The sequence below is a fragment of the Mesorhizobium sp. U510 genome (assembly GCF_059180695.1).
On sequence record NZ_CP180532.1, the window covers coordinates 978,636 to 1,003,289 of the forward strand.

General features: G+C 65.4%; 25 protein-coding genes and 1 tRNA gene. 18 read left to right on the forward strand and 8 right to left on the reverse strand.

All coding sequences use genetic code 11. The annotated features are described in order from the left end of the window. The first annotated feature begins 141 nt into the window (after positions 1-141). The 13 genes from ACLGL5_RS06815 (at position 142) to ACLGL5_RS06875 (ending at position 12,199) form a co-directional block, all read left to right on the forward strand. Positions 142-834, forward strand: coding sequence for a glutathione S-transferase family protein (locus tag ACLGL5_RS06815; protein ID WP_010912586.1), 693 nt, complete (start codon positions 142-144; stop codon positions 832-834). Beyond that, positions 815-1,969 carry a tRNA epoxyqueuosine(34) reductase QueG gene (queG, locus tag ACLGL5_RS06820; protein ID WP_069090625.1) on the forward strand — a complete coding sequence of 385 codons (1,155 nt, stop codon included), beginning with the start codon at positions 815-817 and terminating at the stop codon, positions 1,967-1,969. Before ACLGL5_RS06815 ends, queG begins: the two co-directional genes overlap by 20 nt. Continuing rightward, the gene (locus tag ACLGL5_RS06825) at positions 1,966-2,865 is read left to right on the forward strand and encodes an SDR family oxidoreductase (protein ID WP_069093230.1); all 900 of its coding nucleotides are present in this window, start codon (positions 1,966-1,968) and stop codon (positions 2,863-2,865) included. The genes queG and ACLGL5_RS06825 overlap by 4 nt, the downstream gene beginning before the upstream one ends. Before the next feature lie 64 nt (positions 2,866-2,929). Further along, positions 2,930-4,009 (forward strand): penicillin-insensitive murein endopeptidase, encoded by a 1,080-nt coding sequence (mepA, locus tag ACLGL5_RS06830; protein ID WP_069090626.1) that lies wholly within the window; start codon positions 2,930-2,932, stop codon positions 4,007-4,009. 188 nt (positions 4,010-4,197) lie between these two features. Further along, complete coding sequence (locus ACLGL5_RS06835; RefSeq protein WP_038653604.1) at positions 4,198-5,223, forward strand: glucokinase; 1,026 nt, start codon at positions 4,198-4,200, stop codon at positions 5,221-5,223. Positions 5,224-5,358: 135 nt separating this feature from the next. Continuing rightward, the gene (locus ACLGL5_RS06840) at positions 5,359-7,218 is read left to right on the forward strand and encodes an ABC transporter ATP-binding protein (RefSeq protein WP_080643847.1); all 1,860 of its coding nucleotides are present in this window, start codon (positions 5,359-5,361) and stop codon (positions 7,216-7,218) included. After that, positions 7,215-8,036: a 4-hydroxy-tetrahydrodipicolinate reductase gene (gene dapB / locus ACLGL5_RS06845; protein ID WP_038650977.1), complete on the forward strand. Its 822-nt coding sequence runs from the start codon at positions 7,215-7,217 to the stop codon at positions 8,034-8,036. The genes ACLGL5_RS06840 and dapB overlap by 4 nt, the downstream gene beginning before the upstream one ends. A 41-nt stretch (positions 8,037-8,077) precedes the next feature. Next, entirely contained in the window at positions 8,078-8,698 is a 621-nt protein-coding gene (locus ACLGL5_RS06850; RefSeq protein ID WP_069090627.1) for a 2,3-bisphosphoglycerate-dependent phosphoglycerate mutase, read from the forward strand. 142 nt (positions 8,699-8,840) lie between these two features. Next, positions 8,841-8,925, forward strand: a tRNA-Leu gene (locus ACLGL5_RS06855). A gap of 288 nt (positions 8,926-9,213) precedes the next feature. Then, positions 9,214-9,756 carry a cytochrome b gene (locus ACLGL5_RS06860; protein ID WP_019862317.1) on the forward strand — a complete coding sequence of 181 codons (543 nt, stop codon included), beginning with the start codon at positions 9,214-9,216 and terminating at the stop codon, positions 9,754-9,756. A 108-nt stretch (positions 9,757-9,864) separates the two neighbouring features. Next, a complete protein-coding gene (locus ACLGL5_RS06865) occupies positions 9,865-10,191 on the forward strand; it encodes a PepSY domain-containing protein (protein ID WP_019862319.1) in 327 nt (108 codons plus the stop codon). Then, positions 10,191-10,856 carry a response regulator transcription factor gene (locus ACLGL5_RS06870; protein ID WP_019862321.1) on the forward strand — a complete coding sequence of 222 codons (666 nt, stop codon included), beginning with the start codon at positions 10,191-10,193 and terminating at the stop codon, positions 10,854-10,856. The genes ACLGL5_RS06865 and ACLGL5_RS06870 overlap by 1 nt, the downstream gene beginning before the upstream one ends. Continuing rightward, positions 10,856-12,199: a sensor histidine kinase gene (locus ACLGL5_RS06875; protein WP_064985351.1), complete on the forward strand. Its 1,344-nt coding sequence runs from the start codon at positions 10,856-10,858 to the stop codon at positions 12,197-12,199. The genes ACLGL5_RS06870 and ACLGL5_RS06875 overlap by 1 nt, the downstream gene beginning before the upstream one ends. Positions 12,200-12,206: 7 nt before the next feature. On the opposite strand, the gene ACLGL5_RS06880 is transcribed toward ACLGL5_RS06875, so the two are convergent. The 3 genes from ACLGL5_RS06880 to ACLGL5_RS06890 are packed head-to-tail and all read right to left on the reverse strand — an operon-like array spanning position 12,207 to position 15,286. Beyond that, positions 12,207-13,718, reverse strand: coding sequence for an RnfABCDGE type electron transport complex subunit D (locus tag ACLGL5_RS06880; protein ID WP_019862323.1), 1,512 nt, complete (start codon positions 13,716-13,718; stop codon positions 12,207-12,209). Beyond that, positions 13,715-14,434, reverse strand: a complete 720-nt coding sequence (locus ACLGL5_RS06885; protein ID WP_223217833.1) for an FAD:protein FMN transferase — start codon at positions 14,432-14,434, stop codon at positions 13,715-13,717. Before ACLGL5_RS06885 ends, ACLGL5_RS06880 begins: the two co-directional genes overlap by 4 nt. A gap of 24 nt (positions 14,435-14,458) precedes the next feature. Further along, a complete protein-coding gene (locus tag ACLGL5_RS06890; protein WP_038650992.1) occupies positions 14,459-15,286 on the reverse strand; it encodes an FMN-binding protein in 828 nt (275 codons plus the stop codon). Between the two features lie 246 nt (positions 15,287-15,532). Between ACLGL5_RS06890 and ACLGL5_RS06895 the strand changes: the two genes are divergently transcribed. Both ACLGL5_RS06895 and ACLGL5_RS06900 read left to right on the forward strand, forming a co-directional pair. Then, the gene (locus ACLGL5_RS06895) at positions 15,533-17,287 is read left to right on the forward strand and encodes an FAD-dependent oxidoreductase (protein ID WP_069090628.1); all 1,755 of its coding nucleotides are present in this window, start codon (positions 15,533-15,535) and stop codon (positions 17,285-17,287) included. Further along, on the forward strand, positions 17,287-17,595 hold the full coding sequence (locus tag ACLGL5_RS06900) for a UBP-type zinc finger domain-containing protein (RefSeq protein WP_015314705.1): 309 nt from the start codon (positions 17,287-17,289) through the stop codon (positions 17,593-17,595). The genes ACLGL5_RS06895 and ACLGL5_RS06900 overlap by 1 nt, the downstream gene beginning before the upstream one ends. A 49-nt stretch (positions 17,596-17,644) precedes the next feature. Here ACLGL5_RS06900 and ACLGL5_RS06905 read toward each other — a convergent pair whose 3' ends face one another. The 5 genes from ACLGL5_RS06905 to ACLGL5_RS06925 all read right to left on the reverse strand — a co-directional run bounded on the left by ACLGL5_RS06905 (position 17,645) and on the right by ACLGL5_RS06925 (position 21,407). Continuing rightward, positions 17,645-17,962 carry a hypothetical protein gene (locus tag ACLGL5_RS06905; RefSeq protein WP_141700882.1) on the reverse strand — a complete coding sequence of 106 codons (318 nt, stop codon included), beginning with the start codon at positions 17,960-17,962 and terminating at the stop codon, positions 17,645-17,647. Then, positions 17,959-18,441, reverse strand: a complete 483-nt coding sequence (locus ACLGL5_RS06910) for a DUF2127 domain-containing protein (protein WP_069090629.1) — start codon at positions 18,439-18,441, stop codon at positions 17,959-17,961. Before ACLGL5_RS06910 ends, ACLGL5_RS06905 begins: the two co-directional genes overlap by 4 nt. A 136-nt stretch (positions 18,442-18,577) precedes the next feature. Continuing rightward, positions 18,578-18,958 (reverse strand): YkvA family protein, encoded by a 381-nt coding sequence (locus tag ACLGL5_RS06915; RefSeq protein WP_069090630.1) that lies wholly within the window; start codon positions 18,956-18,958, stop codon positions 18,578-18,580. A 151-nt stretch (positions 18,959-19,109) separates the two neighbouring features. Next, positions 19,110-19,289 carry a hypothetical protein gene (locus ACLGL5_RS06920; protein WP_027047588.1) on the reverse strand — a complete coding sequence of 60 codons (180 nt, stop codon included), beginning with the start codon at positions 19,287-19,289 and terminating at the stop codon, positions 19,110-19,112. Positions 19,290-19,385: 96 nt separating this feature from the next. After that, the gene (locus ACLGL5_RS06925) at positions 19,386-21,407 is read right to left on the reverse strand and encodes a transcriptional regulator (protein WP_069090631.1); all 2,022 of its coding nucleotides are present in this window, start codon (positions 21,405-21,407) and stop codon (positions 19,386-19,388) included. A gap of 215 nt (positions 21,408-21,622) precedes the next feature. Between ACLGL5_RS06925 and ACLGL5_RS06930 the strand changes: the two genes are divergently transcribed. The 3 genes from ACLGL5_RS06930 (at position 21,623) to ACLGL5_RS06940 (ending at position 24,636) form a co-directional block, all read left to right on the forward strand. Beyond that, the gene (locus ACLGL5_RS06930) at positions 21,623-22,711 is read left to right on the forward strand and encodes a PLP-dependent cysteine synthase family protein (protein ID WP_083246500.1); all 1,089 of its coding nucleotides are present in this window, start codon (positions 21,623-21,625) and stop codon (positions 22,709-22,711) included. A gap of 12 nt (positions 22,712-22,723) precedes the next feature. Beyond that, the gene (locus ACLGL5_RS06935) at positions 22,724-24,211 is read left to right on the forward strand and encodes a pyridoxal phosphate-dependent decarboxylase family protein (protein ID WP_069090632.1); all 1,488 of its coding nucleotides are present in this window, start codon (positions 22,724-22,726) and stop codon (positions 24,209-24,211) included. Between the two features lie 68 nt (positions 24,212-24,279). Beyond that, on the forward strand, positions 24,280-24,636 hold the full coding sequence (locus ACLGL5_RS06940) for a hypothetical protein (RefSeq protein WP_027047591.1): 357 nt from the start codon (positions 24,280-24,282) through the stop codon (positions 24,634-24,636). Positions 24,637-24,654 lie beyond the last annotated feature (18 nt).

The following is a 24,654-nucleotide window of genomic DNA, read 5'->3' on the forward strand; positions in this document are numbered from 1 at the left end:
GCGACGGCTAACAGAACGGCTTGCTTGTCATGGCGTTGAACTCCCCCTATAGGTCGCAACACCTGACGGCCCGCTAACCGGGCGGCCAAGACTTACCGGTGCGACCGGCGATTCGCCAGTGCGCTTTATCATCGCGGAACCATGCTGACGCTTTTCCATCATCCCATGTTCGCCACCTGCCGCTTCGTCCGCCTTGCTTTCGGCGAGTATGGCGAGGAGCTGGCGCTGATCGAGGAAAAGCCGTGGACGCGGCGCAAGGAGTTTCTGGCGCTGAACCCGGCCGGCACGCTGCCGATCCTGCTCGCCGAAGGCGACGTGCCGATCGTCGGCGCGACGGTGATCTCGGAATATCTCGACGAGACCCGCGGTGTGCTCAAGCGCGACAAGCGGCTGTTCGCCGAGGACCCGATGCAGCGCGCCGAAATCCGCCGGCTGATCGACTGGTATCTCAACAAGGCCGAAAGCGAAGTCACCCGCCATCTGGTGCGCGAACGCGTGCTGAAGCCGATCATGCCGGAAACGGCGGGCGGCGGCTCACCCGATTCGGGTGCCATCCGTGCGGCGCGCGCCAACATCCGCCAGCATATGAAATACACCAACTGGCTGGCCGGCACCCGCCATTGGCTGGCCGGCGGCAGGGTCACCTATGCCGATCTGGCCGCCGCCGCGACGCTGTCGGTGCTCGACTATCTCGGCGAGATCGACTGGCGCGAACACGCCGCGGCGCGCGAATGGTATACGCGGGTGAAGTCGCGGCCCTCCTTCCGGCCGCTCTTGACCGACCGCGTGCGCGGTCTGTCGCCGGTGTCGCATTATGCGGACCTCGACTTCTGACGTCGCAAAACTGCGCGCGCTGATCGACGCGGAGGCGCAGCGCGCCGGCTTCGATGCCATTGCCGTCGCCACCCCTGATGCGATCCCGCTGGCGCCGGCGCGGCTCGCCGAATTCGTCGCCGACGGCTTTCACGGCTCGATGGACTGGATCGCCGAGACGATTGCAAGGCGGAGCGAACCTTCCACGCTTTGGCCTGAAGTGCGCTCGATCGTCGTGCTGGCGATGAATTACGGCCCCGACCACGACCCGCGTGCGCTGCAGGCCAGGCGCGACCGGGGCGCCATCTCGGTCTATGCGCAAAACCGCGACTATCACGATGTGATAAAAGGCCGGCTGAAGGAAATCGCCGGCAAGATCGTCGCGCGCGCCGGCGGCGACGTGAAGGTGTTCGTCGACACCGCGCCGGTGATGGAAAAGCCGTTGGCCGAAGCCGCCGGGCTTGGCTGGCAGGGAAAACACACCAATCTGGTCAGCCGCGAACATGGTTCGTGGCTGTTCCTCGGCACTATCTTCACCACGGTTGAGCTCGCGCCCGACCGGGCCGAGATCGATCATTGCGGCTCATGCCGCGCCTGTCTCGATGCCTGCCCGACCGATGCCTTTCCCGCGCCCTACCGGCTCGATGCGCGGCGCTGCATTTCCTACCTCACCATCGAGAACAAGGGTCCGATCCCGCACGAATTCCGCGAAAAGATCGGCAACCGCATCTATGGCTGCGACGATTGCCTGGCCGCCTGCCCCTGGAACAAGTTCGCCCGCGCGGCATCGGAAGCAAAACTCGCCGCGCGCGACGATCTGCGCAAGCCGCCGCTCGCCGACCTGCTCGAACTGGACGACGCGGCCTTCCGCGCCTTCTTCTCAAGTTCGCCGATCAAGCGCATCGGCCGCGATCGTTTCATCCGCAACGTGCTGATCGCTGCCGGCAATTCGGGCGATGCCGCCTTGGCCGTCCCGGTGCGTGCGCTGCTCGGCGATCCCTCGCCGCTGGTGCGGGGCGCGGCAATATGGGCGCTGGCGCGGCTGGTGCCTGACGCCGAATATGCCAAATGGGCCGCGACCGGTCTGAAAACCGAGAACGATGCGGCGGTGCGCGAGGAATGGCGCCTGGCGCGGCCAGACGGGGCGCATGCATGAGCGGAAAGCAGATCTTCATCTTGGGCGCCGGTTATTCCGGCAAGGCCTTTGCCCGCGCCAACAGGGATGCCGCCGTGATCCTTGGCACGACGCGGTCCGAGGAAAAATTCGAGGCGTTGCGCCGGGCTGGCATCGCGCCGCTGCTGTTCGATGGCGCGTTGACCGGCGAAATCGGCGAGGCGCTGGCGAAAACGACGCATCTGGTGATTTCGGTCGCCCCGGAAGAGACCGGCGACCCAGTCTTGAATGCCGCCCGGGAGGCAATCGCGGGGATGCCGGCGGTCGAATGGATCGGCTATCTCTCGACCGTCGGCGTCTATGGCGACTATGGCGGCGCCTGGGTCGATGAAACGGCCGCATGCCGGCCGGTGTCGAAGCGCTCCGTCATGCGGGTTGAGGCTGAGCAGGCATGGCTGAAGCTCGGCGCGGAAATCGGCAAGCCGGTGGCGATCCTGCGCCTGTCCGGCATCTATGGTCCTGGCCGCAATGCGCTGGTCAATCTGGAAAACGGCACCGCGCGGCGGCTGGTCAAGCCGGACCAGGTGTTCAACCGCATCCATTGCGACGATATTGCCGGGGCGTTGTGGCGGCTTGTCGAAGGCAACACTGGGGGCATCTTCAACGTCACCGATGATGAGCCGGCGCCGCCGCAGGATGTCGTTGCCTATGCCGCGTCGCTGATGGGCGTCGAGCCGCCGCCCGAAATTCCTTTCGACACCGCCCAACTTTCGCCCATGGCGCGGTCCTTCTATGGCGAGAACAAGCGTGTCGCCAATGCGGCGATCAAGGCGGCGGGCTATTCCCTGCGCTTTCCGGACTACCGCGCCGCCTTCGACCATATGTGGGCAAGCGGCGACTGGCGCGACGGCGAAGCGCGCAGCCCGATGAAACGCTGACGATCGAAGCATACTGCGCGGCGTGCTATGATTCGGCTTGGGATTGCGGTGGGGATCCGGTTTCATGAAGACAGCGATGCGGCTTGGCAAGAAATCACTGCTGGCAGCGGTGCTCGGTTTGCTTGGCCTCGCCATCCAGCCGGCGGCGGCCGAGGAACGGGCCAAGGACCTGTTCGGCGCCGAAAAACTGCCGGCCGCGACCGCCGCGCAATCCTTCGGCTTCTATTCCAAGGGCTGCTTCGCCGGCGGTGTCGCCATCCCCATGGACGGCCCGACCTGGCAGGTCATGCGGCCCTCGCGCAACCGTCGCTGGGGCCACCCGGCGATGATCGCGCTGATCGAGAAACTGTCGCGCGACGCCGCCGCCGACGGCTGGCCGGGCCTTCTGATCGGCGACATTTCGCAGCCGCGCGGCGGCCCGATGATGACAGGCCATGCCTCGCACCAGATCGGGCTCGATGCCGACATCTGGCTGACGCCGATGCCTGACCGCGCCATGACCAGGGCGCAGCGCGAATCGATGAGCGCCACCTTGATGGTCGACGAGAAGACCCATCTGGTGAAGGACGCGCTGTGGACGCCCCAGCACACGGCGCTCTTGAAGCGGGCGGCGAGCTACCCCGAGGTGGAACGCATCCTGGTCAATCCCGGCATCAAGAAAAAGCTCTGCGACACCGTCAAGGGCGACCGTAGCTGGCTGCGCAAGATCCGGCCGTTCTGGGGCCACGACTATCATTTCCACATGCGCATCGGCTGCCAGCCGGGCTCGCCCGACTGCAAGGCGCAGGAGGCGACGCCGGATGATGACGGCTGCGGCAAGCCGCTGGCCTGGTGGTTCACCGAAGAACCGTGGCGGCCCAACAAGAACCCGGATGCGCCGAAGGCCCGCGACGTGATGACGATGGCCAACCTGCCCAAGGAATGCCGCGCCGTGCTCGACGCGCCGGGGCCGGTGTCAGCCGAGGCGGCGACCTATCACGGCGGCGCCGTGCCGGTCGCGGCCGCGGCACCCGAACCGGCAGCGCCGTCCGGGCCCGCCACCCCGGCCAGCGATAGCGGCGATTTGCCGAGCGCGGCAAATGCATTCGCCGCGACCCCCAGAATGGGCGCGCCGGTGCCAAGGCCTCGACCGCCCGCGAACTGATTGCCTCCGCGCCACCGGTCGGCTCAATCGGTTTAGCCAGCCGTTTTCGGGAAATAGTGGCCGTTTGGCCGCAGAACCCCTCTCTGCGCACCGACGGGTTCGAAAACCGTTTCCCTTTTCAAACTCATGCGCTAGTCAACGGAGGAACGGCGACACGCCGTCAGGGGGCGCCGGGGACGGACGAGAGCATGCCAAGCGTAAGCGATACCGACACGTCGTTGCGGTTTCCGATCCTGATCGGCGACATTGGCGGCACCAATGCGCGCTTTTCGATCGTGCTTGACGCCAATTCCGAACCGACCGAGCCGCAGATCGTCCAGACCGCAAGTTTCAACACGATCGACGAGGCGATTCAGGCGGCGGTGCTCGACCGCTCGTCGGTCCGCCCCAATTCGGCGGTGCTGGCGGTGGCCGGTCCGGTCGACGGCGACGAGATCGAACTCACCAATTGCCCGTGGGTCGTCAAGCCGAAGCAGATGTTCGCCAATGTCGGCTTGAGCGACATCGTCGTGCTCAACGATTTCGAGGCGCAGGCGCTGGCCGTCGTGGCGCTCGGCGAAGAGCATATGGAAAAGATCGGCGGCGGCACGCCGGAGCCCAATGCCGGCCGCGTCGTGCTCGGGCCCGGAACCGGGCTCGGTGTCGCCGGGCTGGTCCATGCGCTGCACCACTGGATCCCGGTGCCCGGCGAGGGCGGCCATATGGACATCGGTCCGCGCACGCCGCGCGATTTCGAGGTTTTCCCGCATATCGAGAAGCTCGAGGGCCGCATTTCCGGCGAACAGATCCTGTGCGGGCGCGGCCTCGTCAACGTCTACCGGGCTGTCGCCAAGGCGGACGGCAAGCCGGCGCCTTTCACCACGCCGGCCGAGATCACCGGCGCGGCGCTGGCCAAGACCGATCCGGTGGCGCAGGAAGCGCTGGAGACCTTCGTCACCTGCCTTGGGCGCACCGCCGGCGATCTTGCCCTGGTGTTCATGAGCCGTGGCGGCGTGTTCTTGACCGGCGGCATCGCCCAAAAAATCGTGCCGGCGCTGAAGGAGGGCAATTTCCGCGCCGCCTTCGAGGACAAGGCACCGCACAGCGCGCTGATGCGCACCATGCCCGTCTATGTCATCACCCATCCGCTGGCGGCCCTTCTCGGCCTTGCCGCCTATGCCAGGAACCCGTCGCTGTTCGGCGTCCAGACGGCCGGCCGGCGCTGGCAGGCCTGAACCCTCGGCGCGAAGCGTCGGGGCGCCCGCGACGAAGTTAATCAGCCGCGGGCATAGGCAAGCCGGCCGCATGGCGCTAAGAGGAGTGCCGAATTGCAGCCCGGCCCCAGGCGAAAAACCCACGAAGCTCCCGATTTGACACTTCAAGCTCCAAACAAGCAGAAAGCCAGCGTTGGCGAAGTCAACGCCGTGCTGCGCCGCATCCTCTCCGAAAACGGCCGCGATCATCGCTGGTCCTATGTCGTCGCCATCACCTGCATGCTGCTGGTGTCGGGCACGACGGCCTTCACGGCCTGGATCATGAGCCCGATCGTCAACCAGATCTTCTACGAACGGCGCGGCGACCTGGTGGTGTGGATTTGCGCCGGGATCATGGCGGCCTTCCTGGTGCGCGGTTTCGCCGGCTACGGCCAGGCGGTGGCGCTGGCCACGATCGGCAACAATCTGGTTGCGCGTTACCAGAAACGCATCTTCGACCATCTGATGAAGCTCGGCGTCGGCTTCTTCAACGATACGCGCTCCGGCCGGCTGGCGGCGCAGGTCAACGAGAATGTCGGCGGCATCCGCGACCTCTTGTCGATCACGCTGACATCCATCACCCGCGACGCGGTGACCCTGGTCGGCCTTGTCGGCATCATGATCTACCAGGATCCGGTTCTATCGCTGAGTTCGCTGCTGATCGGACCGCCGCTGATCTGGGCGGTCGTCTACCTGACGCGTCGCGTGCGGCGTATCACGCGGGAATCCGTGCTGATCAATTCCCGGCTCATCGGCGCCGTCCAGGAAGCCACGCAAGGCATCGCCATCGTCAAGGCCTTCACCATGGAGGACCAGCTGGCGAGCCGCATCGGCGCCTTGGCCGACACGGCCGAACAGCGCTCGAACAAGATCGCCCGCGTTTCGGAGCGGTTGGCGCCGATTTCCGACATGCTGGCCGGCCTCGCCGTCACCTCCGTCATCGCCTATTCCGGCTACCGGGCACTCGTTCTCGGCCAGCCGCCGGGCGCGGTGTTCTCCTTCATCACCGCGCTGATCCTGGCCTACGATCCGGCCCGGCGCCTGGCGCGCATGCAGGTCGGCATGGAGCGCGCGCTGGTCAATGCCCGCATGATCTACGAACTGCTCGACCTCAAGCCGCAGCAGGGCGACGCGCCGGATGCCGTCGAGGCACACTTCACGTCGGGTGAAGTGCGCTTCAACAACGTGTCCTTCCGCTATGTCGAGGAGACGCCGGTGCTGCAGGAGCTGAGCTTCGTCGCAGCCGCCGGCAAGATGACCGCCATCGTCGGGGCCTCGGGCGCCGGCAAGACGACGCTGGTGGCGCTGCTGCAGCGTTTCTACGACGTCGAGTCCGGCACCATCGAGGTCGATGGCCAGGACATTTCCAAGGTCACCAAACAGTCGCTGCGCGGCTCGATCGCCTATGTCTCGCAGTCGCCCTATCTGTTCGAAGGCACGATTCGCGACAACATCCGCTACGGCCGTATCTCGGCCACCGACGCCGAGATCGAGCGCGCGGCAAGCCAGGCGGCGGCCGACGAGTTCATCCGCCAGCAGCCGCAAGGCTACGACACGCCGGTCGGCGAGAACGGCGCGACGCTGTCCGGCGGCCAGCGCCAGCGCGTCTCGATCGCCCGCGCCATCGTGCGCCAGGCGCCGATCCTGCTGCTCGACGAGGCGACCTCGGCGCTCGACAACGAGGCGGAGGCGCGTGTCCAGGAAGCGCTGACCCATGTCATGGAAGGACGCACCACCATCGTCATCGCCCACCGCCTGTCGACGGTGGTCAATGCCGACCACATCGTCGTCATGGAACAGGGCCGGGTGGTCGAGGAAGGCACGCATGCCGAGCTGATGGCCGACCAGCACAGTGTCTATGCACGGTTCCACCGGGTGCAGGGCAAGAAGGGTCTGGGGCTTGTCGATGACAGCAAGCCGATCCAAACTCCGGTCCGGGCCACGCGTGCGAAAAAGACGGCGGTGAGGAGCACATGAGCGAAGCAGGCGATATGGGCCTTGTGGTGGTGGGGGCAGCCGGCCGCATGGGCCAGACGCTGATCCGCGCCATCCACACCATTCCGGGCGCCCGCGTCATCGGCGCGGTCGAGCGCGCGGATTCGCCCCATCTCGGCAAGGATGCCGGTGAGCTCGCGGGCATAGGCATCATCAACGTGCCGATATCAGACGATCCGCTGCCGGTCTTCGCCAAGGCCGACGGCGTGCTGGACTTCACCACGCCGGCCTCGTCCGTCGAATTCGCCGGCTACGCGGCGCAGGCGCGCATCGTCCATGTCATCGGCACCACCGGCTGCTCAGCCGACGACAATGCCAGGATCGCGGCCGCGGCGCGCCACGCGACGATCGTCAAGTCGGGCAATATGAGCCTCGGCGTCAATCTGCTGGCGGTGCTGGTCGAACAGGCGGCACGCGCGCTCGACGCCGACGATTTCGACATCGAGATTTTGGAGATGCACCACAAGCACAAGGTCGACGCGCCGTCGGGCACGGCACTGCTGCTCGGCGAAGCCGCCGCCGCCGGGCGCGGCATTGCGCTCGCCGGCAACGATGTGCGTTCACGCGACGGCCATACGGGTGTGCGAAAAACCGGGTCGATCGGCTTCGCCACGCTGCGCGGCGGCTCGGTGGTCGGCGACCACAGCGTCATCCTGGCCGGCACCGGCGAGCGCATCACGCTGTCCCATCATGCCGAGGACCGCGCCATCTTCGCGCGCGGCGCCGTCAAGGCGGCGCTGTGGGCCCGTGGCAAGAAGCCTGGACTGTATTCGATGCGGGACGTGCTCGGCCTGAGCTGAAGCGGCCAATCTGCCAATTTTGCCAATCTGAAGGAGCAAACATGTCGAGAACCCTCGTGCTCGTGCGCCATGGCCAGAGCGAATGGAATTTGAAGAACCTGTTCACCGGCTGGCGTGACGTCGACCTGACCGAGCAGGGCCATGCCGAGGCCAAGGCCGCCGGGCGGAAACTCAAGGCGCGCGGCCTGAAGTTCGACATCGCCTTCACCTCGGCGCTGAGCCGGGCGCAAAAGACCTGCCAGCATATTCTCGACGCGGTCGGCCAGAGCGATCTCAAGACCATCCGCGACCAGGCGCTCAACGAGCGCGACTATGGCGATCTTTCCGGCCTCAACAAGGACGATGCCCGCAAGAAATGGGGCGAGGAGCAGGTGCATGTCTGGCGCCGCTCCTATGACGTGCCGCCGCCCGGCGGCGAGAGCCTGAAGGACACCGGCGCCCGCGTCTGGCCTTACTACCTGCACGACCTGCAGCCGCACGTGCTGCGCGGCGGCACCGTGCTGGTCGCCGCGCACGGCAATTCGCTGCGCGCGCTGATCATGGCGCTGGACGGCAAGTCGGGCGAGGAGATCGTCGAGCTGGAACTGGGCACCGGCGTGCCGGTCATCTACCAACTGAACGCCGATTCGACCGTGGCGTCGAAGGAAGTGCTGGAGAGCTGACGCTTGCTGAGCCGGCAAGTGGAAGTCCAAGCCCTGGCTGGAACGTGGCGCTTTTGCCAAAGCTGTGTTTCCAGCTTTCGGCGACATGGTCCAAAAAGCGCGTTGACAGCAATCGCTTGCCCGCTTACATGAGCCCGCACCAGCCCAGATGGCGGAATTGGTAGACGCGCACGGTTCAGGTCCGTGTTCCGCAAGGAGTGGAGGTTCGAGTCCTCTTCTGGGCACCAAATTCCCGTTTCGAACCGTTCGATGGTTCAGAGACCCAAAGAAAAAGCCCGGTTCGTCCGGGCTTTTTCTTTGTCCGGCATATCGGCGTTGTCCGGTGTCCGACTGTCAGCGAATTGACAGGTTCCTCCAGCCAATGTCCCACTAGGTCACGATCGCCAAAGCCCGGTTCCAGGACCGCTCTCGTCGGGGGAACCGTCACGGCCCCCTCGATTGCCGTCGAAGGGACCTGACAAAGCTTTGACATGATCGCGGCTAGTTTAGAAACATTCGAAATTGGACAGCCCTGCATGAATCCTACCTACACAAGCGCACAGAAGGCCATTCATTGGGCCGTGTTTCTGCTGGTTATCGGCCTTTACGGCCTGACTTATGTCGCGGATATCTTTCCACGCAACGACCCCGGCCGGGCACTCGTCTGGTGGTTCCATATCTCGTTCGGGATGCTGCTGTTTGCGCTAGTCGTGATCCGCATTGGCCTGCGCCTGATCTTGGGAACCCCGGGGCTGCCGCGGGAAATGTCGGAGCTGGAACGATGGGTGGCCAAGGTCGCGCATCTCGTGCTTTACGGGCTGCTTGTGGCCATTCCGGTTCTTGGCATCCTGGTGACCTGGTACAGGGGCGACGCCTTGAGTTTCTTCGGCCTCTTCACCATCCCGGCTCCGGTCTCCGCGGACAGCGCCACGGCCCGAACCATAAGAGAACTGCACAGCCTCTGCGCCAATCTGATCCTCATCCTTGCCGGCCTGCATGCGGCGGCTGCGCTCTGGCATCACTATGTCCGCCGGGACGAGGTGCTCAAGCGTATGCTGCCGGGGACAAGTGGCCCCTGATCGCGAGTCAAACGTCGGCGGGCGATGCCCTTTGTCGTGTTTGTGGGCCAGGAGACTGGCCAGGTGACGAGCCGGATTGAAACACAAGGTCTGCTGCATGGCCCTTGGATGAAACCGATACTGAAACATCTGGCGACGGCGAGCCTGGTCGGGCTTGTCCTGCTTCGACCGTTCCACGCCCGCGCGGACGAGGATGACGACGGCGATCACGACCGGGCGCGGGACCTTTACGAGCGTGGCGAAATAAAGGGCTTGGCCAATATACTGGGCGTGGTTCACGCCGATGCTCCCGGCGACATCGTGGCCGTCGATTTCATCCGGATTGGCGACCGCTGGGTCTATCGCTTCCAGGTCGTCGCCCCTGACGGACGCCGCAGGATCGTTGACGTCGACGCCGGCGCCGGCGTGCTGATGCGCGACAGGGGTGGTGATTGATGAAAATACTCCTTGCCGAAGACGAGCCGCGCATCGCGGGCGACATCGCGGCAGTGCTCAAGGCCGCGGGGATGGCCGTCGATACCGTGCGTGACGGAGAGGCCGCGTGGTTCGCGGGCGACGTCGAGAATTACGACGCGGCGATCCTCGATCTCGGATTGCCGAAACTCGATGGCCTGACGGTGCTGAAGCGCTGGCGGGCCAACACGCGCCGCTTTCCCGTCCTGATCCTGACGGCACGGGGCCTTTGGACCGAGCGCGTCGAAGGCATCAACGCGGGCGCCGACGACTACCTGCCCAAGCCGTTCGAAATGGACGAGCTGCTGGCGCGGCTGCGCGCGATCCTTCGCCGTTCGACAGGCCAGGCGGCACCGGTGCTGAAATCTGGACCGCTGGTCCTCGACACCCGCCAGATGCGCATTTCGCTGCGCGGCGTTCCCGTCGCACTGTCGCCGCTGGAATACCGGCTGATGGCGTTCCTGATGCATCATGCCGGGCGCGTGGTGGCGCCGACCGAACTCGCCGAGCATCTCTACGATTCCGGCAATGATCGCGATCCGAACACAATCGAGGTCATTGTCGCGCGCCTGCGCCGCAAGCTCGGCAACGACGTCATCGAGACTCGGCGCGGCTTCGGATATTTCGTACCCGACGAGCCGTCCTGATGGGCAATTCGATCCGCTTCAGGCTTTGGTCGGCGGCCACCATTTCGATCCTCGTCGCCCTTGCCATCGCCGGGGTCGGGCTACGCTATCTGTTCGAGCTGAATGTCGAGAGGCGTATCGTCGGCGAACTGACCGCCGATCTCAATGAACTGATCGGCGCGACCAGCTTCGCGGCCAACGGCCAGCTTTCGGTCGCCCCGGGCCTGACCGACCCGCGCTTCACCAATCCGCTGTCGGGTCATTACTGGCAGGTGGAAGACCTGGCCAGCCATGGCCTGGTGCGCTCGCGTTCGTTGTGGGACGCAAAGCTTGCATTGCCCGGCCAAGGCGCGAGCGGCGAACTGAGAACGATCGAGGAGCTCAAGGGGCCTGGCGACGAACTCACCGTAGCCGTCGTGCGCACCATAACCGATGCAGACGGCCGGTCGTTTCGCGCCATCGTGGCGGAAGATCATAGCAGCGTCACAGTGTCGGTGCGCGAATATGTACGCGATCTCATCCCGGCGCTCATCCTGCTCGCCGCCGCCCTCATGGCGGCCTTCTTCGTCCAGATCACCGTTGGCCTCGCGCCGCTGGAAAGCCTGCGGGTCGCCGTTCGAAACGTGATCGCGCAGCGGACGGCGCGACTGGACGTGGCGGCGCCGAGCGAGGTGCAGCCGCTCGCCGACGAAATCAACCGCCTCCTCGATGCGCAGGAGAAGGCCCTTGCACGCGCCCGGTCGCGCGCCACCGACCTGGCGCATGGCCTCAAGACGCCACTGCAGGTGCTGTCGGCCGACATCCGGGCCCTGCGCGGGAAGGGCGAAACCGAGTTGGCCGACGAGATCGAGAAGAGCGCTGGAGCGATCCGACGTCACGTTGAACGCGAACTCGCGCGCGCCCGTCTGGCGCCCGGCGTTTCCGGCAAGGCATCGTGCCGCGTCAGGGAAGCCGCGGCCGGCGTCATCGCCGTCATCAAGCGCACGCCGGGCGGCAAGCAGCTCTCGTTCCTGGTCGACGTCGCGGACGATTTCATGGCGCCGGTCGACGAGGGCGACCTTTCGGAAATCCTCGGCAATCTGGTGGAGAACGCCGCGCGCTTCGCGAGATCCTCGGTCAAGGTCAGTGCGTGGGCAACCGGCGGCGAGGTGTCCATAGCCGTCGCCGACGACGGCCCGGGCATCCCCGATGCCGACCGGGAATCCGCCCTGTCGCGCGGGGTGCAGTTGGACAGCAAGGGCGGCAGCAGCGGGCTGGGCCTGGCCATCGTCTCGGACATTGTCGAAGCCTATGGCGGGCGGCTGACCATGGCCAACGCCGATCCCGGCCTGGTCGTGACCATCACCCTCCCCCGCCAGGGTTGATCGACACTCAGGCAAAGCCGGGGAAATAGTCGACCTTTATCTTCGAGCGGCGAACACCCATGGCCAGCAGCGTGTCGCGCAGCGCCTTGACCATGGCCTGGGGGCCGGAAATGTAGAAGGTCCGCTCCAGATAGTCGGGAATGGCCAGGCGCACCAGGCGCGCGTCGATATAGCCGGGATACTGGCCCCGCTCGGCCCCCCGGGCCACGGCAAGCACCGTCCTTATACCCAGTTCCCGTCTCGCCGCGCCGAGCACGTCGCGATAGGCGATGTCCTGCTGGGTCTCGGCTCCGTAGAGGACGACGATGGGCCGCCTTTCATGGCTGTCGATGAGGTATTGCAGCATCGAGCGGAATGGCGTGATGCCGATGCCGCCGGCCAGGAAGGCAATCTTGGTTTGGGGATTGGCCGGCAAGGTGAAGTCGCCGGCCAGCTGGGAGGCGTGGATCGTGCTGCCCGGCTTCATCGCGCCCAGCATTCGCTTGAAGGCGCTCGATTGCGGGTAGAACTTGACGCCGAGCCGTATGGATTGCTCCGTGGGCGCCGACGCCACCGTGAAATAGCGGCGGTTGCCGCGACTGTCCGATCGGTCGAGCCCAAGTGTCCATTCCAGATATTGTCCAGCCTGGAAGGCAAGCTTTCGCGGTGACCTGAAGATGAAATCATAGCTGTCGACCGCCGATTGCTCGATGCGCTCGAGCGTCAACACGAGGCGTCCTCTCGGGCTCACGGCGTAGGCAAACAGATTGCCGGTCAGAAGCGCCAGTTCCGGCGTGAAATAGAACGAGCCGACATGGATGTTGGGCGCGAACAGGAAGCCGACGATGGCGGCGAAGGCGATGCGCGGCCACCGTGTGGTCGGCGCCGTCAGCGGCTCGGTCAGCATCACGAAGGCGAAGAACAGCAGCGGCGACGAGCCCAGTGTCTCCGTCAGCGCGGCAGCGTATTGCGACGGCTCGGTGGTTGCCAGGATTGTCGCCAGCGCGACGACACCAAAGGTGGCGACCAGATCGAGCCGGCGCAGCTTGCGCACCATGAGAAGGCCGCCAAGAAGCACGACGGGAAGCAATGGCAAATTGCCGCCGACCCACCAGGTGGCCGGCTGGTCGAGCAGCAGCGCGGTCAGCGCCACGCCCAGCGCCGCGGGATTGAACAGGTGTTTCCCGCCGATGGCGAGGATGAACTTGGATGAAATCGCCCAGACGCAGGCGAATACCACCGCGCATATCCCCTTGAGGTCCGTGGCGGCCACCGGATCGAGGATGAGCGCCAGGATGAGGGCGGTGATGTAGACCGACTCGTTGTTGGCCGGAACCTTGAAGACGGCGGCAAAAACCCTGTTGGTGATCCAGCAGGCTGCCAGCATCAGCCCCGTCGTGAAGGCGAGCATGACCGGGTCATGCGGCACCAGTTTGAGGAAACCGAGCACGAAGGCCGTGCCCAGCAGGGCGATCAGGTAATAGAGGACCAGCCGGTACATGGTCTGATGGTCGAGAAGCCGGTCGATGGTCTTGATCATGGCTGGCAAAAAGCTCCGAAGCCGCTCGTCGGCGTGGCCCGACGGTTGCTGTCGACGACGTAGCCTTCGAGGCCAGGCGCCTGTTCGAGAAAGAGAATGCCCTGCCGGCCCATGGCGAAGGCGGCGGTGGCGAAACGGTCGGCCTCCAACACATCCGAGCCGATGACGGTCAGGCTGACGATTTCGGTGATCGGATCGGCTCCGAGCGGATTGTAGATGTGCTGCCCGCGCACATAGGTGCCGGAGGTGGCGACGCCGTGTCCTCGCGGGTAGACGATCTTGATGATCTCTTCGGCATTGAAGGGATTGCGGATGCCGACGCTCCAGTCGAGACCCGAAGCATTTCGGCCGCAGGACTGGATGTCGCCGCCCGCCTCGATGAAGAAATCGCCGACGCCGGCCCGGCGAACGATCCCGGCGGCATTGCGGATGGCCCAGCCCTTGACGATGCCGGACGGGTCCAGCGATCCGTCGGGCTTGCGGATGTCGAAATATCCGTCCGTCTGGTTTTTCGTCTGTGCGGCAAGCGCCATCACTTCCATCATTTCGGCGCTCCAGTCGCGGATCGGAAGATCACCCCGGTTGATGGCCGAAATCTCGCTGTCGGTCCTGTAGGTGCTGAAGCGGCGGTCGATGTGCTCGAAATAATCGAAGACCGCTTCTACAAGGGTCGCACCCGAGGCACCGGCGATGTCGACGGTGATGGGCATGCCCATCAAGATCCTCGTGTCGCGCATCGATCAGGACGATGCCTTCTTCAATGCGCCGCCAAGCGACTGGATGAAGGCCTTGCTGGTCAGCGTGGCGCCCGAAATGATGTCGACATTGGCGCTCTGCGCACTGATCGCCTCGTCACGCAGCATCGGCAGCGCCTGCCTGTTGATGCTGACCGAGGTGCGGCGGTCATTCGGGTATTTCAGCACCTTGAGCGCCGTGAGACGGCCGCCTTGGATGGAGGCCTGAATCTGGATGAGGCCGTAATAGGCATCGGCGGCAGGACCGGTGTAGGTACCGTCGGCAAAGCCGTGCCCCGCCGGCTTGGGGCTCACAGCCAGCTTCATGGCGGCCTTGAAGACGCGGGCGGGTGCTTGCGGATAGTCCGGCCTCGGCTGGGGAATGGGGATATAGACGGCCGGGGTTATGGTGAAGGATGCCGTCCGTGGCGCGGCATCGGCGCCAGTTTGAACTGGCGCCTGTTCGGGCTGGGCTGCGGGCGCTTGAGAAAGCTGCGGAGGGCTGGATGAGAGCGGCGGCTTTATCGCCTGCTGCTTCGGGGTGGGCGCCGAGATCGCGGCGGTGGTTTCGTCGCCGACCGATGTTGGCTTGGGTGCAGGAGGATCGAACCGCACACTCTGCTGGCGGATCCCAGGCGATGGCGGCGCAGGCGCTGGAGTGGGATCGGTCCGAACGGGGCTGGCCGGAGCTGGGGGCTGCACCACACTGTCCTCGGCCGCATTGGCGGAACCCGCTGTGTCGATCATGTCGCCGGCAGGACCCTTGCCTGCCTGGTCCCATACATAGGCGCCCGAAGACGCGATCACGAAAAGTGACAGGGCAATCTGTTTCATGGGCTCGTTTCACCTTGAATCCCGTGCCGGCGAATCGGCTTCGCGGCTATTCGGAAACAATGTCTCACGATCCACCTGACAATTGGCTGTCAGGCCCCGGCACCGTCGACAGCACCGATCCTTGAGCCTCCAGTCGTCACCTCGAAACGAACGGGACGACGGCGGCCGTCAACCAAACCTGCCCTCGCGGCTAGGCGCTGAACAAACCACTTCAAACCGGGCCGCGGCTTCGCTACGCTTGCGGCCATGTCTCAATCCAGCACCGCGATCTTCGGCGCCCGTCGCGACCAGGCGTTTCCCACGCTGAGCGAGGCCGACATCGACCACATGCGCCGTTTCGGCGAGGCCAGCGCCTATGCGGCCGGCGAGCACATCATCAGGGCCGGCGATGTCGCGCCGGGTCTGATCGTCGTGCTGTCGGGCAAGGTCGATATCACCCAGGATGGTCTTGGCCGGCGCGAGACGATCGTCACCCACGGCCCCGGCAGCTTCGTCGGCGAGCTGGCGCAGCTTTCGGCCCGGCCCTCGCTGGTCAATGCCGAGGCCGCCGAGCCGGTCGAGGCCTTCGTCATTCCCTCGCGGCGGGTGCGCGACCTGATGGTGCAGGAGGCCAATCTCGGCGAGCGCATCATGCGGGCGCTGATCCTGCGCCGCGTCGGGCTCCTGGAAAGCGCCACAAGCGGGCCGATCATCATCGGACCATCAGGCAATGCCGACGTGCTGCGGCTGCAGGGCTTCCTGGCTCGCAGCGGCCAGCCGCACCGCGTGCTCGATTCCGGCAGCGACCCTTGCGCCAAAACGCTGGTCGAGCGTTTCGATGTCGACCCGCACCATCTGCCGGTCGTGCTGTGCCCGAACGGCAGGCTGCTGATGAATCCCGGTGAGAAGGACCTCGCCCGCTGCATCGGCCTGCTGCGGCCGATCGATGCCGATACGCTGTATGATGTCGCCATTGTCGGCGCCGGGCCTGCGGGCTTGGCGGCGGCGGTCTATGCCGCCTCCGAAGGGCTGTCGACCATCGTGCTCGATTGCCGGGCCTTCGGCGGCCAGGCCGGCGCTTCCTCGCGCATCGAGAACTATCTCGGCTTCCCCACCGGCATCACCGGCATGGCGCTGATGGCGCGCGCCTACAACCAGGCGCAGAAATTCGGCGTCGAAATGGTGATCCCGGACGAGGCGAAGCTTTTGAGTGCCGCGACCGACAATTCGGGCGCCCGTTACCTGCTCGATGTCGGCGACGGCGAGACGGTGCGCACCCGCAGCGTGGTGATCGCCAGCGGCGCGCGCTATCGCCGCCTCGATGTCGCTAATTTGTCGCAGTTCGAGGGAACGTCCGTCCACTATTGGGCCTCGCCGATCGAAGGCCGGCTTTGCGCCGGGCAGGAGGTGGCGCTGGTCGGCGCCGGCAATTCGGCCGGGCAGGCGGCCGTCTATCTCGCCAGCCATGCGCGCAAGGTGGCGCTGCTGGCGCGCGGCGGCAGCCTCGATGCCTCGATGTCGCGCTACCTCGTCGAGCGCATCAAGGCGCAGCCGAACATCGAGGTGCTGACCGAGACCGAAATCGAGGCGCTGGAGGGCGAGGAAGGCAATCTTGCCACTGTCCGCTGGCGCAACCGTGTCAGCGGGCAGGAGACGACACGACCAATCGGCCACCTCTTCCTGTTCATCGGCGCCGATCCCAACACCGACTGGCTGGCGCAATGCAATGTGGCGCTCGACGCCAAGGGCTTCGTCCGCACCGGATCGGAGCTCGGACCGGAGCATGGCCTGATGGAGACCAGCCGCAGCGGCGTGTTTGCCATCGGCGACGTGCGCTGCGGCTCGGTCAAGCGCGTCGCGGCCGCCGTCGGCGAAGGTGCCCAGGTGGTCGCGGCCTTGCATGCCTATCTCGCGCGGGACGGCAGCCCCGCCGTCACGCCTCAAAGCATGATCCCGAAAAGTGGCAACCGGTTGTCGGAAGAAGATCACGCTTCAACGAAGAGATATTTCAGGAGAGAGTGATGGCGGACGAATGCAAGCATGCGGCCGGGATCAAGGATGTGACGCCGAGCGCGCTCGGCTGTGAGGAATGCCTGAAGAGCGGCTCGTGGTGGGTGCATCTGCGGCTCTGCCGCACCTGCGGACACGTCGGCTGCTGCGACGACTCGCCCAACCGCCACGCGACAAAGCATTTCCACGCCACCAGCCATCCCGTCATCGAGGGCTACGATCCGCCGGAAGGCTGGGGCTGGTGCTATGTCGACGAGGTCTTTCTCGACCTCGGCGACCGCACGACGCCGCAGAACGGGCCGATCCCAAGGTTTTATTGAGGCGCCGCGCACGCGGCCAAGTTTTCGCCCGATACTGCCGATCTCGCGATCAGTCCCGCTTTGGCGTCACGGGCGCGCGTGCCGGATTGTCGACGCTGTTCTCATTCACCTGTAAGGCCTTTCCTTCGACCTTCTTTTTCCTGAGATCGTCGCCGGTCTGCGGTTGCGGCGGACGCTCGGGATTTTGCTCGGTGTTTTCGTTGACGTCGAGGGCTCGGGTCATGATGTCCTCCAGGGTTGTCCTGGAAGACAATGTTCGACGCGGCACGCGGTTCCGCCGGCAAAGCAGGCGCGCCTTGCAATCAGGCGTTTGTAGCCGGACAGCAGCAGCGTTTACCGTCGGTCCACCTTGTGCCGGCACCGTCATGCCGGCTTGTGCTGTCGCACGATCCTCCACTCATGCCAGATCAACACCATCACGACCGCATCGAAGACGGTCAGGACCACCAGGCCGGGTGAATGGGTGTATGAGTAGCGGTAGACTTGATAGATCATGAACAGGCCCAAGGCCGCGAGCGAGGCCGGGTAAGACCAGAGCTTGCCTCTCAAAAGCCCGACAACCAGGGCAAGCTTTATCAGGCCGTGGCTGAGCAGGTAGAAGGCGTAGAACTGTTTGCTGGCGATCGAAAAATGGCTTGCCATCTGCGACAGATGCCCAGCTATGAAATCGTTCGGATCTTCGATCAATTCTTCCGCGGTGAGGGCATTGACCCAGGAGGCGATGGTATCGGTGGTGACGACATAGAGCAGAAGCCCGCCGATGCATTCGATCAGGGCATGCGCGCCCTTCAGCCATACGCTGACTTCGAAGATCTGATGGATGCGGTGTTCATCGACGGGTTTCAACAATCCACCTCACAACCAGCCACGTGGTACGACTGGCTTACCGCGAGAACTCCCGGCTGGACAATCTGGTGACCAAAGTTCTTTAGGCCGCCAACGGACGCGTCCAGAACGTGATCGACGGGACGGCTCTTCAGGATCAGCCCGCGAAGTACCGATACCCCAGCCATCCCGCCAGCGCCACCGAAGCGACCCAGATACAGGCGATGATCAGCGCCGCGCCGCGGCTCACCGGCCTGTCGACAGCGAGGGCGGCGGCCGCCCTGTGTTCTGCCATGACCTCGGGCGGTATCATCTTGACCACGGCAAGGATGCCCAAGGGGACCAGGACCGCATCGTCGAGGTAGCCAACCACGGGGATGAAATCGGGAATCAAATCGATTGGCGACAAGGCGTAGCCCGCGACACACATAGCAAGCGCCTTGGCGTACCACGGCGTTCGGGGATCGCGCGCGGCGAGGTAGAGCGCATGCACGTCGCGCTTGATCGTTCGCGCCCATTCATTCAGTCTCGGAGCCATTGGCGACCTTAACGCCGACGATGATGCCCCGATAGCGCACGCCAGCCGCCCGGCACCCCTACATGGCATCCGCCTAGAAGAGCTGACGGACCTCTTGTTAAGACATGGCACCGGTTCGGGGCTTCCCGCAAGCGGCTCGGAGCCGCTCCGTTTATCGCACGGATCCGGTAACGGTCCGGTCTACATCCGGAACGGACTTGCGGTCGTTGCCGGCAAGCGCGGCTATGAGCAGCAGGCTGGCCACCACCGGAACGAACAGGACGGCGACACGGGCCTGTACATGAAGAATGGCGCGCCATTCGTTGCTGCGCTTGTCGGGGCTGTCGCTCATCATACTCACTTTGCCATGGACCCCCCGAGGGGTCACATAGAGGTGAACCGTTAAGCAACTCCTTCCGACTTCGTTAACGGGGCCGCAAGCGCGAAATCAGCTGAGCCCGATGCGCCTCGCGCCTTGCCGGAACAGCGCCTCGGCATCGGGGTCGAAGCGGAAGGTGCCGATGAAATCGTCGGCACGGTAATCAGGCAATGTCCTGCGGATCGCGGCGGCGAAGCCGCGCGCCTCCTCGAGCCGGCCGGCAAGCGCCAGGCAGTGCGCGGCGATCGCCAGGATGATGGTATGCGCGTTGGGCCGCGCCGCCGCCTTGAGCGCCCATTCGGCCGCCTCCTCGAACTGGCCGAGCCGGACATGCGACATGGCGCGCGACCCCAGCATGCCGAACAGCAGCGGGTCGAAGGGGCTGAGATGCCGCGAATGGTCGGACGAGCTTATCGCCGCCTGCGGGTCGCCCGACTGCGAGTGGACGAAGGACAGCGCGTAATGGCCAAGCGCGAAATTCGGGCTGAGATCCACGGCCCGCTCCAGTTCGGAGAGCGACCCGTCCTGCTCGCCGCGCAGCCACAGCGCCCGGCCCATCGCCCAGTGCGCGGCCGGATTGTGATCGTCGACCAGCAGGCTGTGGCCGGCGCTCTCATAGGCCAGCGCGCTTTCCCGGTCGCGGTCGCCCCAGCGCTGGAAGGCATTTTGCCAGTGGGTGAAGGACAGGCCGGCATAGGCGCGGGCAAAGGTCGGGTCGAGCTGCAAGGCCTTGTCGAAGAAATGCCGCGCCTGCTCGTTCTCGGCCTGGGTGAAGCGGTACATGTGCCAGAGGCCGCGATGATAGGCTTCCCAGGCACTGAGCGAGTTGGGCGCCTTCAGCATGGCGCGGTTGCGCTCGACCGTTTCGATCTCGGCCGAGATCGACGACACGATGCTGTCGCCGATATCGTCGAGCACGGCGAAGAGGTCGTCGGGCCGACGCTCGAAGGTTTCGGCCCAGACAATCCTGGCCGTGCGCACCTCGACCAGCTCGACGCTGACGATCAGGCGGCCGGTCAGGCTGCGCACCGTGCCGGTGGCGACATAGTCGACGTCAAGCTTTCTGCCGGCCTCCTCGGGTGCGATGGCTTTCTCGGCCAGCGCGAACACCGATCCGCGCGCGATGACGAAGAAATCCCGAAGCTTGGCAAGCCGGGTGATGATGTCGTGGGTGAAGCCGTCGGCGAGCCCGCCACGCCCGCCGCTTTCCTCGACAAACGGCATCACCGCCAGCGACGCCTGGCTTGGCTCGACCGTGGCCACGTCATCCGCTGTGACCACCAATTGCGGCAGTGTGGACAGGCCGGCCGGCTGTGACTTGAGCGGGCTGCTTGACTGTTGATGGCGGATTGCCTGCCAGGCCGCGCGAAGCGGGGCGAAATCCAGCTCTTCCGACTGGAATAGGCGAGCAGCCGACGCCAGATGCTCCTCGGCCGCGCCGATAGCGCCGCGCTCGGCCAGATTGGATAGCAAGGCCAGATGAGCGCGCGTGTCGAAAGGCGCCAGCTCGACCCATTTATCGAGATGCGTGGACATTTCGGGCGAGCCCGCGGGATGGTTTGCGGCAAGCTGTTCCAGCACGGCGGCGTGGTATGCGTGAAAACGCCGGCGCTGGGCGACCAGCCAGCCGTCGAAAAGCGGGCTCCGCTCCAGCTCCAGCCCGTCGAGCAGATCGCCGGCGAAGAATCCTGCCAGCGCCTGCAGCCGCTTCACATCAAGCGTAGCGATCCCTTGCGCGGCGGCATGGCTGATCTCCGGCGCATCGACATGGCAGCCTTCGAGATCGAGCGCGACCGTATCGCCCTGGGTGATGACCCGACGCCGGTCCGGCGTGTCTAGAGCGGCGCGCAGCTTGCTCAGGCACCAGCGCAATTCGCCGCGGGGGTCGTTGGGCACATCCCACAACAACTCGCACAGGCGGCCACGGCCCACGGCGTGCGGCGCCAGCACCAGATAGGCCAGGAGCGCGCGCAACTTGCGCGACGCCGGCAGCGCCACTGGCACGCCGTCGCGCAGGATTTCCAGCGGTCCGAGCAGGCGCAAGGACAGGATCGGCCTGTCAGCCTCCAGCCTCGATGGTGCGGATTCCACGTGCGTTTCCACGCCTGCTCCCACGCTGGCCCGTCGACCCTTGCTGTATCACCAAACGTGACACGGCGCATCCGGGGCGAATCTCGCGCCGGATACCGTCATTGCCGCATCGTCGGCATGTCAGTCCTAGCGCGGCCATGTCTCGAAACCTCGCCGCCCAAGCCGCCGGTTTGTAACCGGCCTGTGAAGACGAACACGATCGAGGAGATCAAAACATGTTGAATCGACAGAAAATCAGAACCACCGCCGGACGCGGCCGCCTGTTCGACAGCATTCTTGACACCGTCGGCGACACGCCGGTGATCCGCATCAACAATCTGGCACCGGCCCATGCGACGATCTACGTCAAGGCCGAGTTCTTCAACCCCGCCGCCTCGGTGAAGGACCGGCTGGCGCTCAACATCATCGAGCAGGGCGAGCGTAGCGGAGCATTGAAGCCCGGCCAGACGGTGGTCGAGGCAACCAGCGGCAACACCGGCATTGGGCTGGCCATGGTCTGCGCGCAGAAGGGTTATCCGCTGGTCGTCACCATGGCCGACAGCTTTTCGGTCGAGCGCCGCAAGCTGATGCGCATGCTCGGCGCCAAGGTGGTGCTGACGCCACGCGCCGAAAAGGGTTTTGGCATGTACAAGAAGGCGGTGGAACTGGCCGAGGCCAATGGCTGGTTCCTCGCCCGGCAGTTCGAGACGGCGGCGAACGCCGCCATCCACGAGGCCACCACGGCGCGCGAGATCATCAATGATTTCGCCGGCTCGCGGCTCGACTGCTTCGTCACCGGTTACGGCACCGGCGGCACGGTCGTCGGCGTGGCGCGCGTGCTGCGCCGCGAGCGGCCGGAGACCCGCATCGTGCTCTCCGAACCGGCCAACGCGCAGCTGGTCGGCAGCGGCAAGGCGCAGCAGCGCGGTGCCCATGGCGCCCCTGCCGCCAGCCACCCGGCCTTCGAGCCGCATCCGATCCAGGGCTGGACGCCGGACTTCATCCCCAACGTGCTGCAGGAAGCCATCGACGCTAGCCTCTATGACGAGGTGATGCCGATCGCCGGACCCGAAGGGATGAAGTGGGCCAAGGCCTTGGCGCAGAAGGAGGGCATCTTCACCGGCATTTCCGGCGGCGCCACCTTCGCCGTGGCGCGGCAGGTCGCGGAAAAGGCGCCGGCCGGATCGGTGATCCTGTGCATGCTGCCCGACACCGGCGAGCGCTACATGTCGACACCGCTGTTCGACGGCATCGAGGCCGAGATGGATGCCGAGGAGATGGCACTGTCGCGCTCGACGCCCGGCTGCCAGTTCCCGGCGGCTTGACGGAGACCGGTCATGGACATCGCGCAGGAAACCCTCGGCGTGGCCGCCGAGGAAACGCTCGACCCCGCCGACTGGGCCGCCGTGCAAGCCCTGTCGCACCAGGTCATCGACGACGCCGTCGATTACCTCAGCGATGTCAGGGACCGCCCGGCCTGGCGCGAGATGCCGGCGGAGGTGCGAGAAGCCTTCGCGGCACCCTTGCCGCGATCGCCCGCGCCGCTGGCCGCCGTCTACGGCGAGGTCTCGCGCACGGTGATGTCCTATCCGATGGGCAACATCCATCCGCGCTTCTGGGCCTGGTACATGGGGTCGAGCAACTTCACCGGCGCGCTCGGCGATTTCCTGGCGGCGATCCAGGGTTCCAATCTCGGCGGCGGCAACCACGCCGCCGGGCTGATGGACAGTCAGGTGGTAAACTGGTGCAAGCAGATGCTGGGCTTTCCCGCTTCCGCCTCCGGCACGCTGGTCAGCGGTGGCTCGATGGCCAACATCATCGGCCTGACCGTGGCGCGCAACACCAAGGCCGGCTTCGACGTGCGCGAGCACGGCGTCGCCGCAATCGAAAAGCCGCTGCGCTTCTATGGCTCGGACCAGATCCATTCCTGCCACCGCAAGGCGATGGAAGCACTCGGCCTCGGCAACCGGGCGCTGCGCCGCATCCCGACCGATGCCGGCCTGTGCATCGACATACCGGCCTTGCGCGCAGCGATATCGGAGGATCGCGAAGCCGGTTTCAATCCGGCCTGCGTCATTGGCAACGCCGGCACGGTGAACACCGGGGCGATCGACGATCTGCGGGCGCTCGCCAAGCTGGCGCATGAGGAAGGCCTATGGTTCCATGTCGATGGCTGCATCGGCGCGCTGATCGCGATCGCGCCCGACAATGCGCATCGCGTCGCCGGCATCGAATGGGCGGATTCCGTCGCGCTCGATCCGCACAAATGGCTGCACGCGCCGTTCGAGGTCGGCTGCGCCCTGGTCAGGGACGCCGTCGCGCATCGCCGGACCTTCGCGGTGACGCCGGAATATCTGGAATCGACGCCGCGCGGCCTCGCCTCCGGCGAATGGCTGCACGATTACGGCCTGCAGACCTCGCGCGGTTTTCGCGCGCTGAAAGTCTGGATGGCGCTGAAGGAACATGGCGCCGATAAATTCGGCCGCCTCATCGACCAGAACATCGCGCAGGCCTCCTATCTCGCCGGGCTGATCGAGGCCGAGCCGCTGCTGGAGCTGGCGATGGCGCCGACCATCAACATCGTCTGCTTCCGCTACCAGCCCGGCGTCACCGGCGAGGCGCTGAAGGCGCTCAACACCGAGATCATGCTGCGGCTGCAGGAAAAGGGCATCGCCGTCCTTTCCGACACCACGGTGCATGGCGAGCACTGGCTGCGCGTGGCGATCGCCAACCACCGCACAAGGCGCGACGATCTCGATCTTCTGGTCGGCGAAATGGTGCGGCTGGGGCGGCAGATGATGGCAGAAGGTTCTTCCGTGAAATAGTTCCAAAAGCGAAGCGACAGGCATGGGCGGTCATGCGATTCTGCGGTGGTGATTCGGGAGGTCCGACCGTGACGCTGTTTCGTATGGCCGTGCTCGCGGCGCTCGTCTGCACGACCTCGGCCAAGGCCGCCGACATGGCCTTCTTCGTCAAGAACCTGCGCAAGGAAGCGGTAGCGGTCGAGCTGTTCAGCCGCGACCGCGAGACCGTCTGGCCGGGCAACGGCAAGGTGTTCCTGATCGACCCGAATTCCCAGAAATCGGTGCCGCTTTCCTGCAATCAGGGTGAGCGCATCTGCTATGGCGCCTGGGTCGACGGCAATGACCGGATCTCGGCCGGCGTCGGGCCTGATAACGACCAGCCTTGCGACACCTGCTGCTTCATCTGCGTGGAACACACGACCGAGACGATCGATCTGGTGCCGTGATTGGCCGGGCGTCACCAG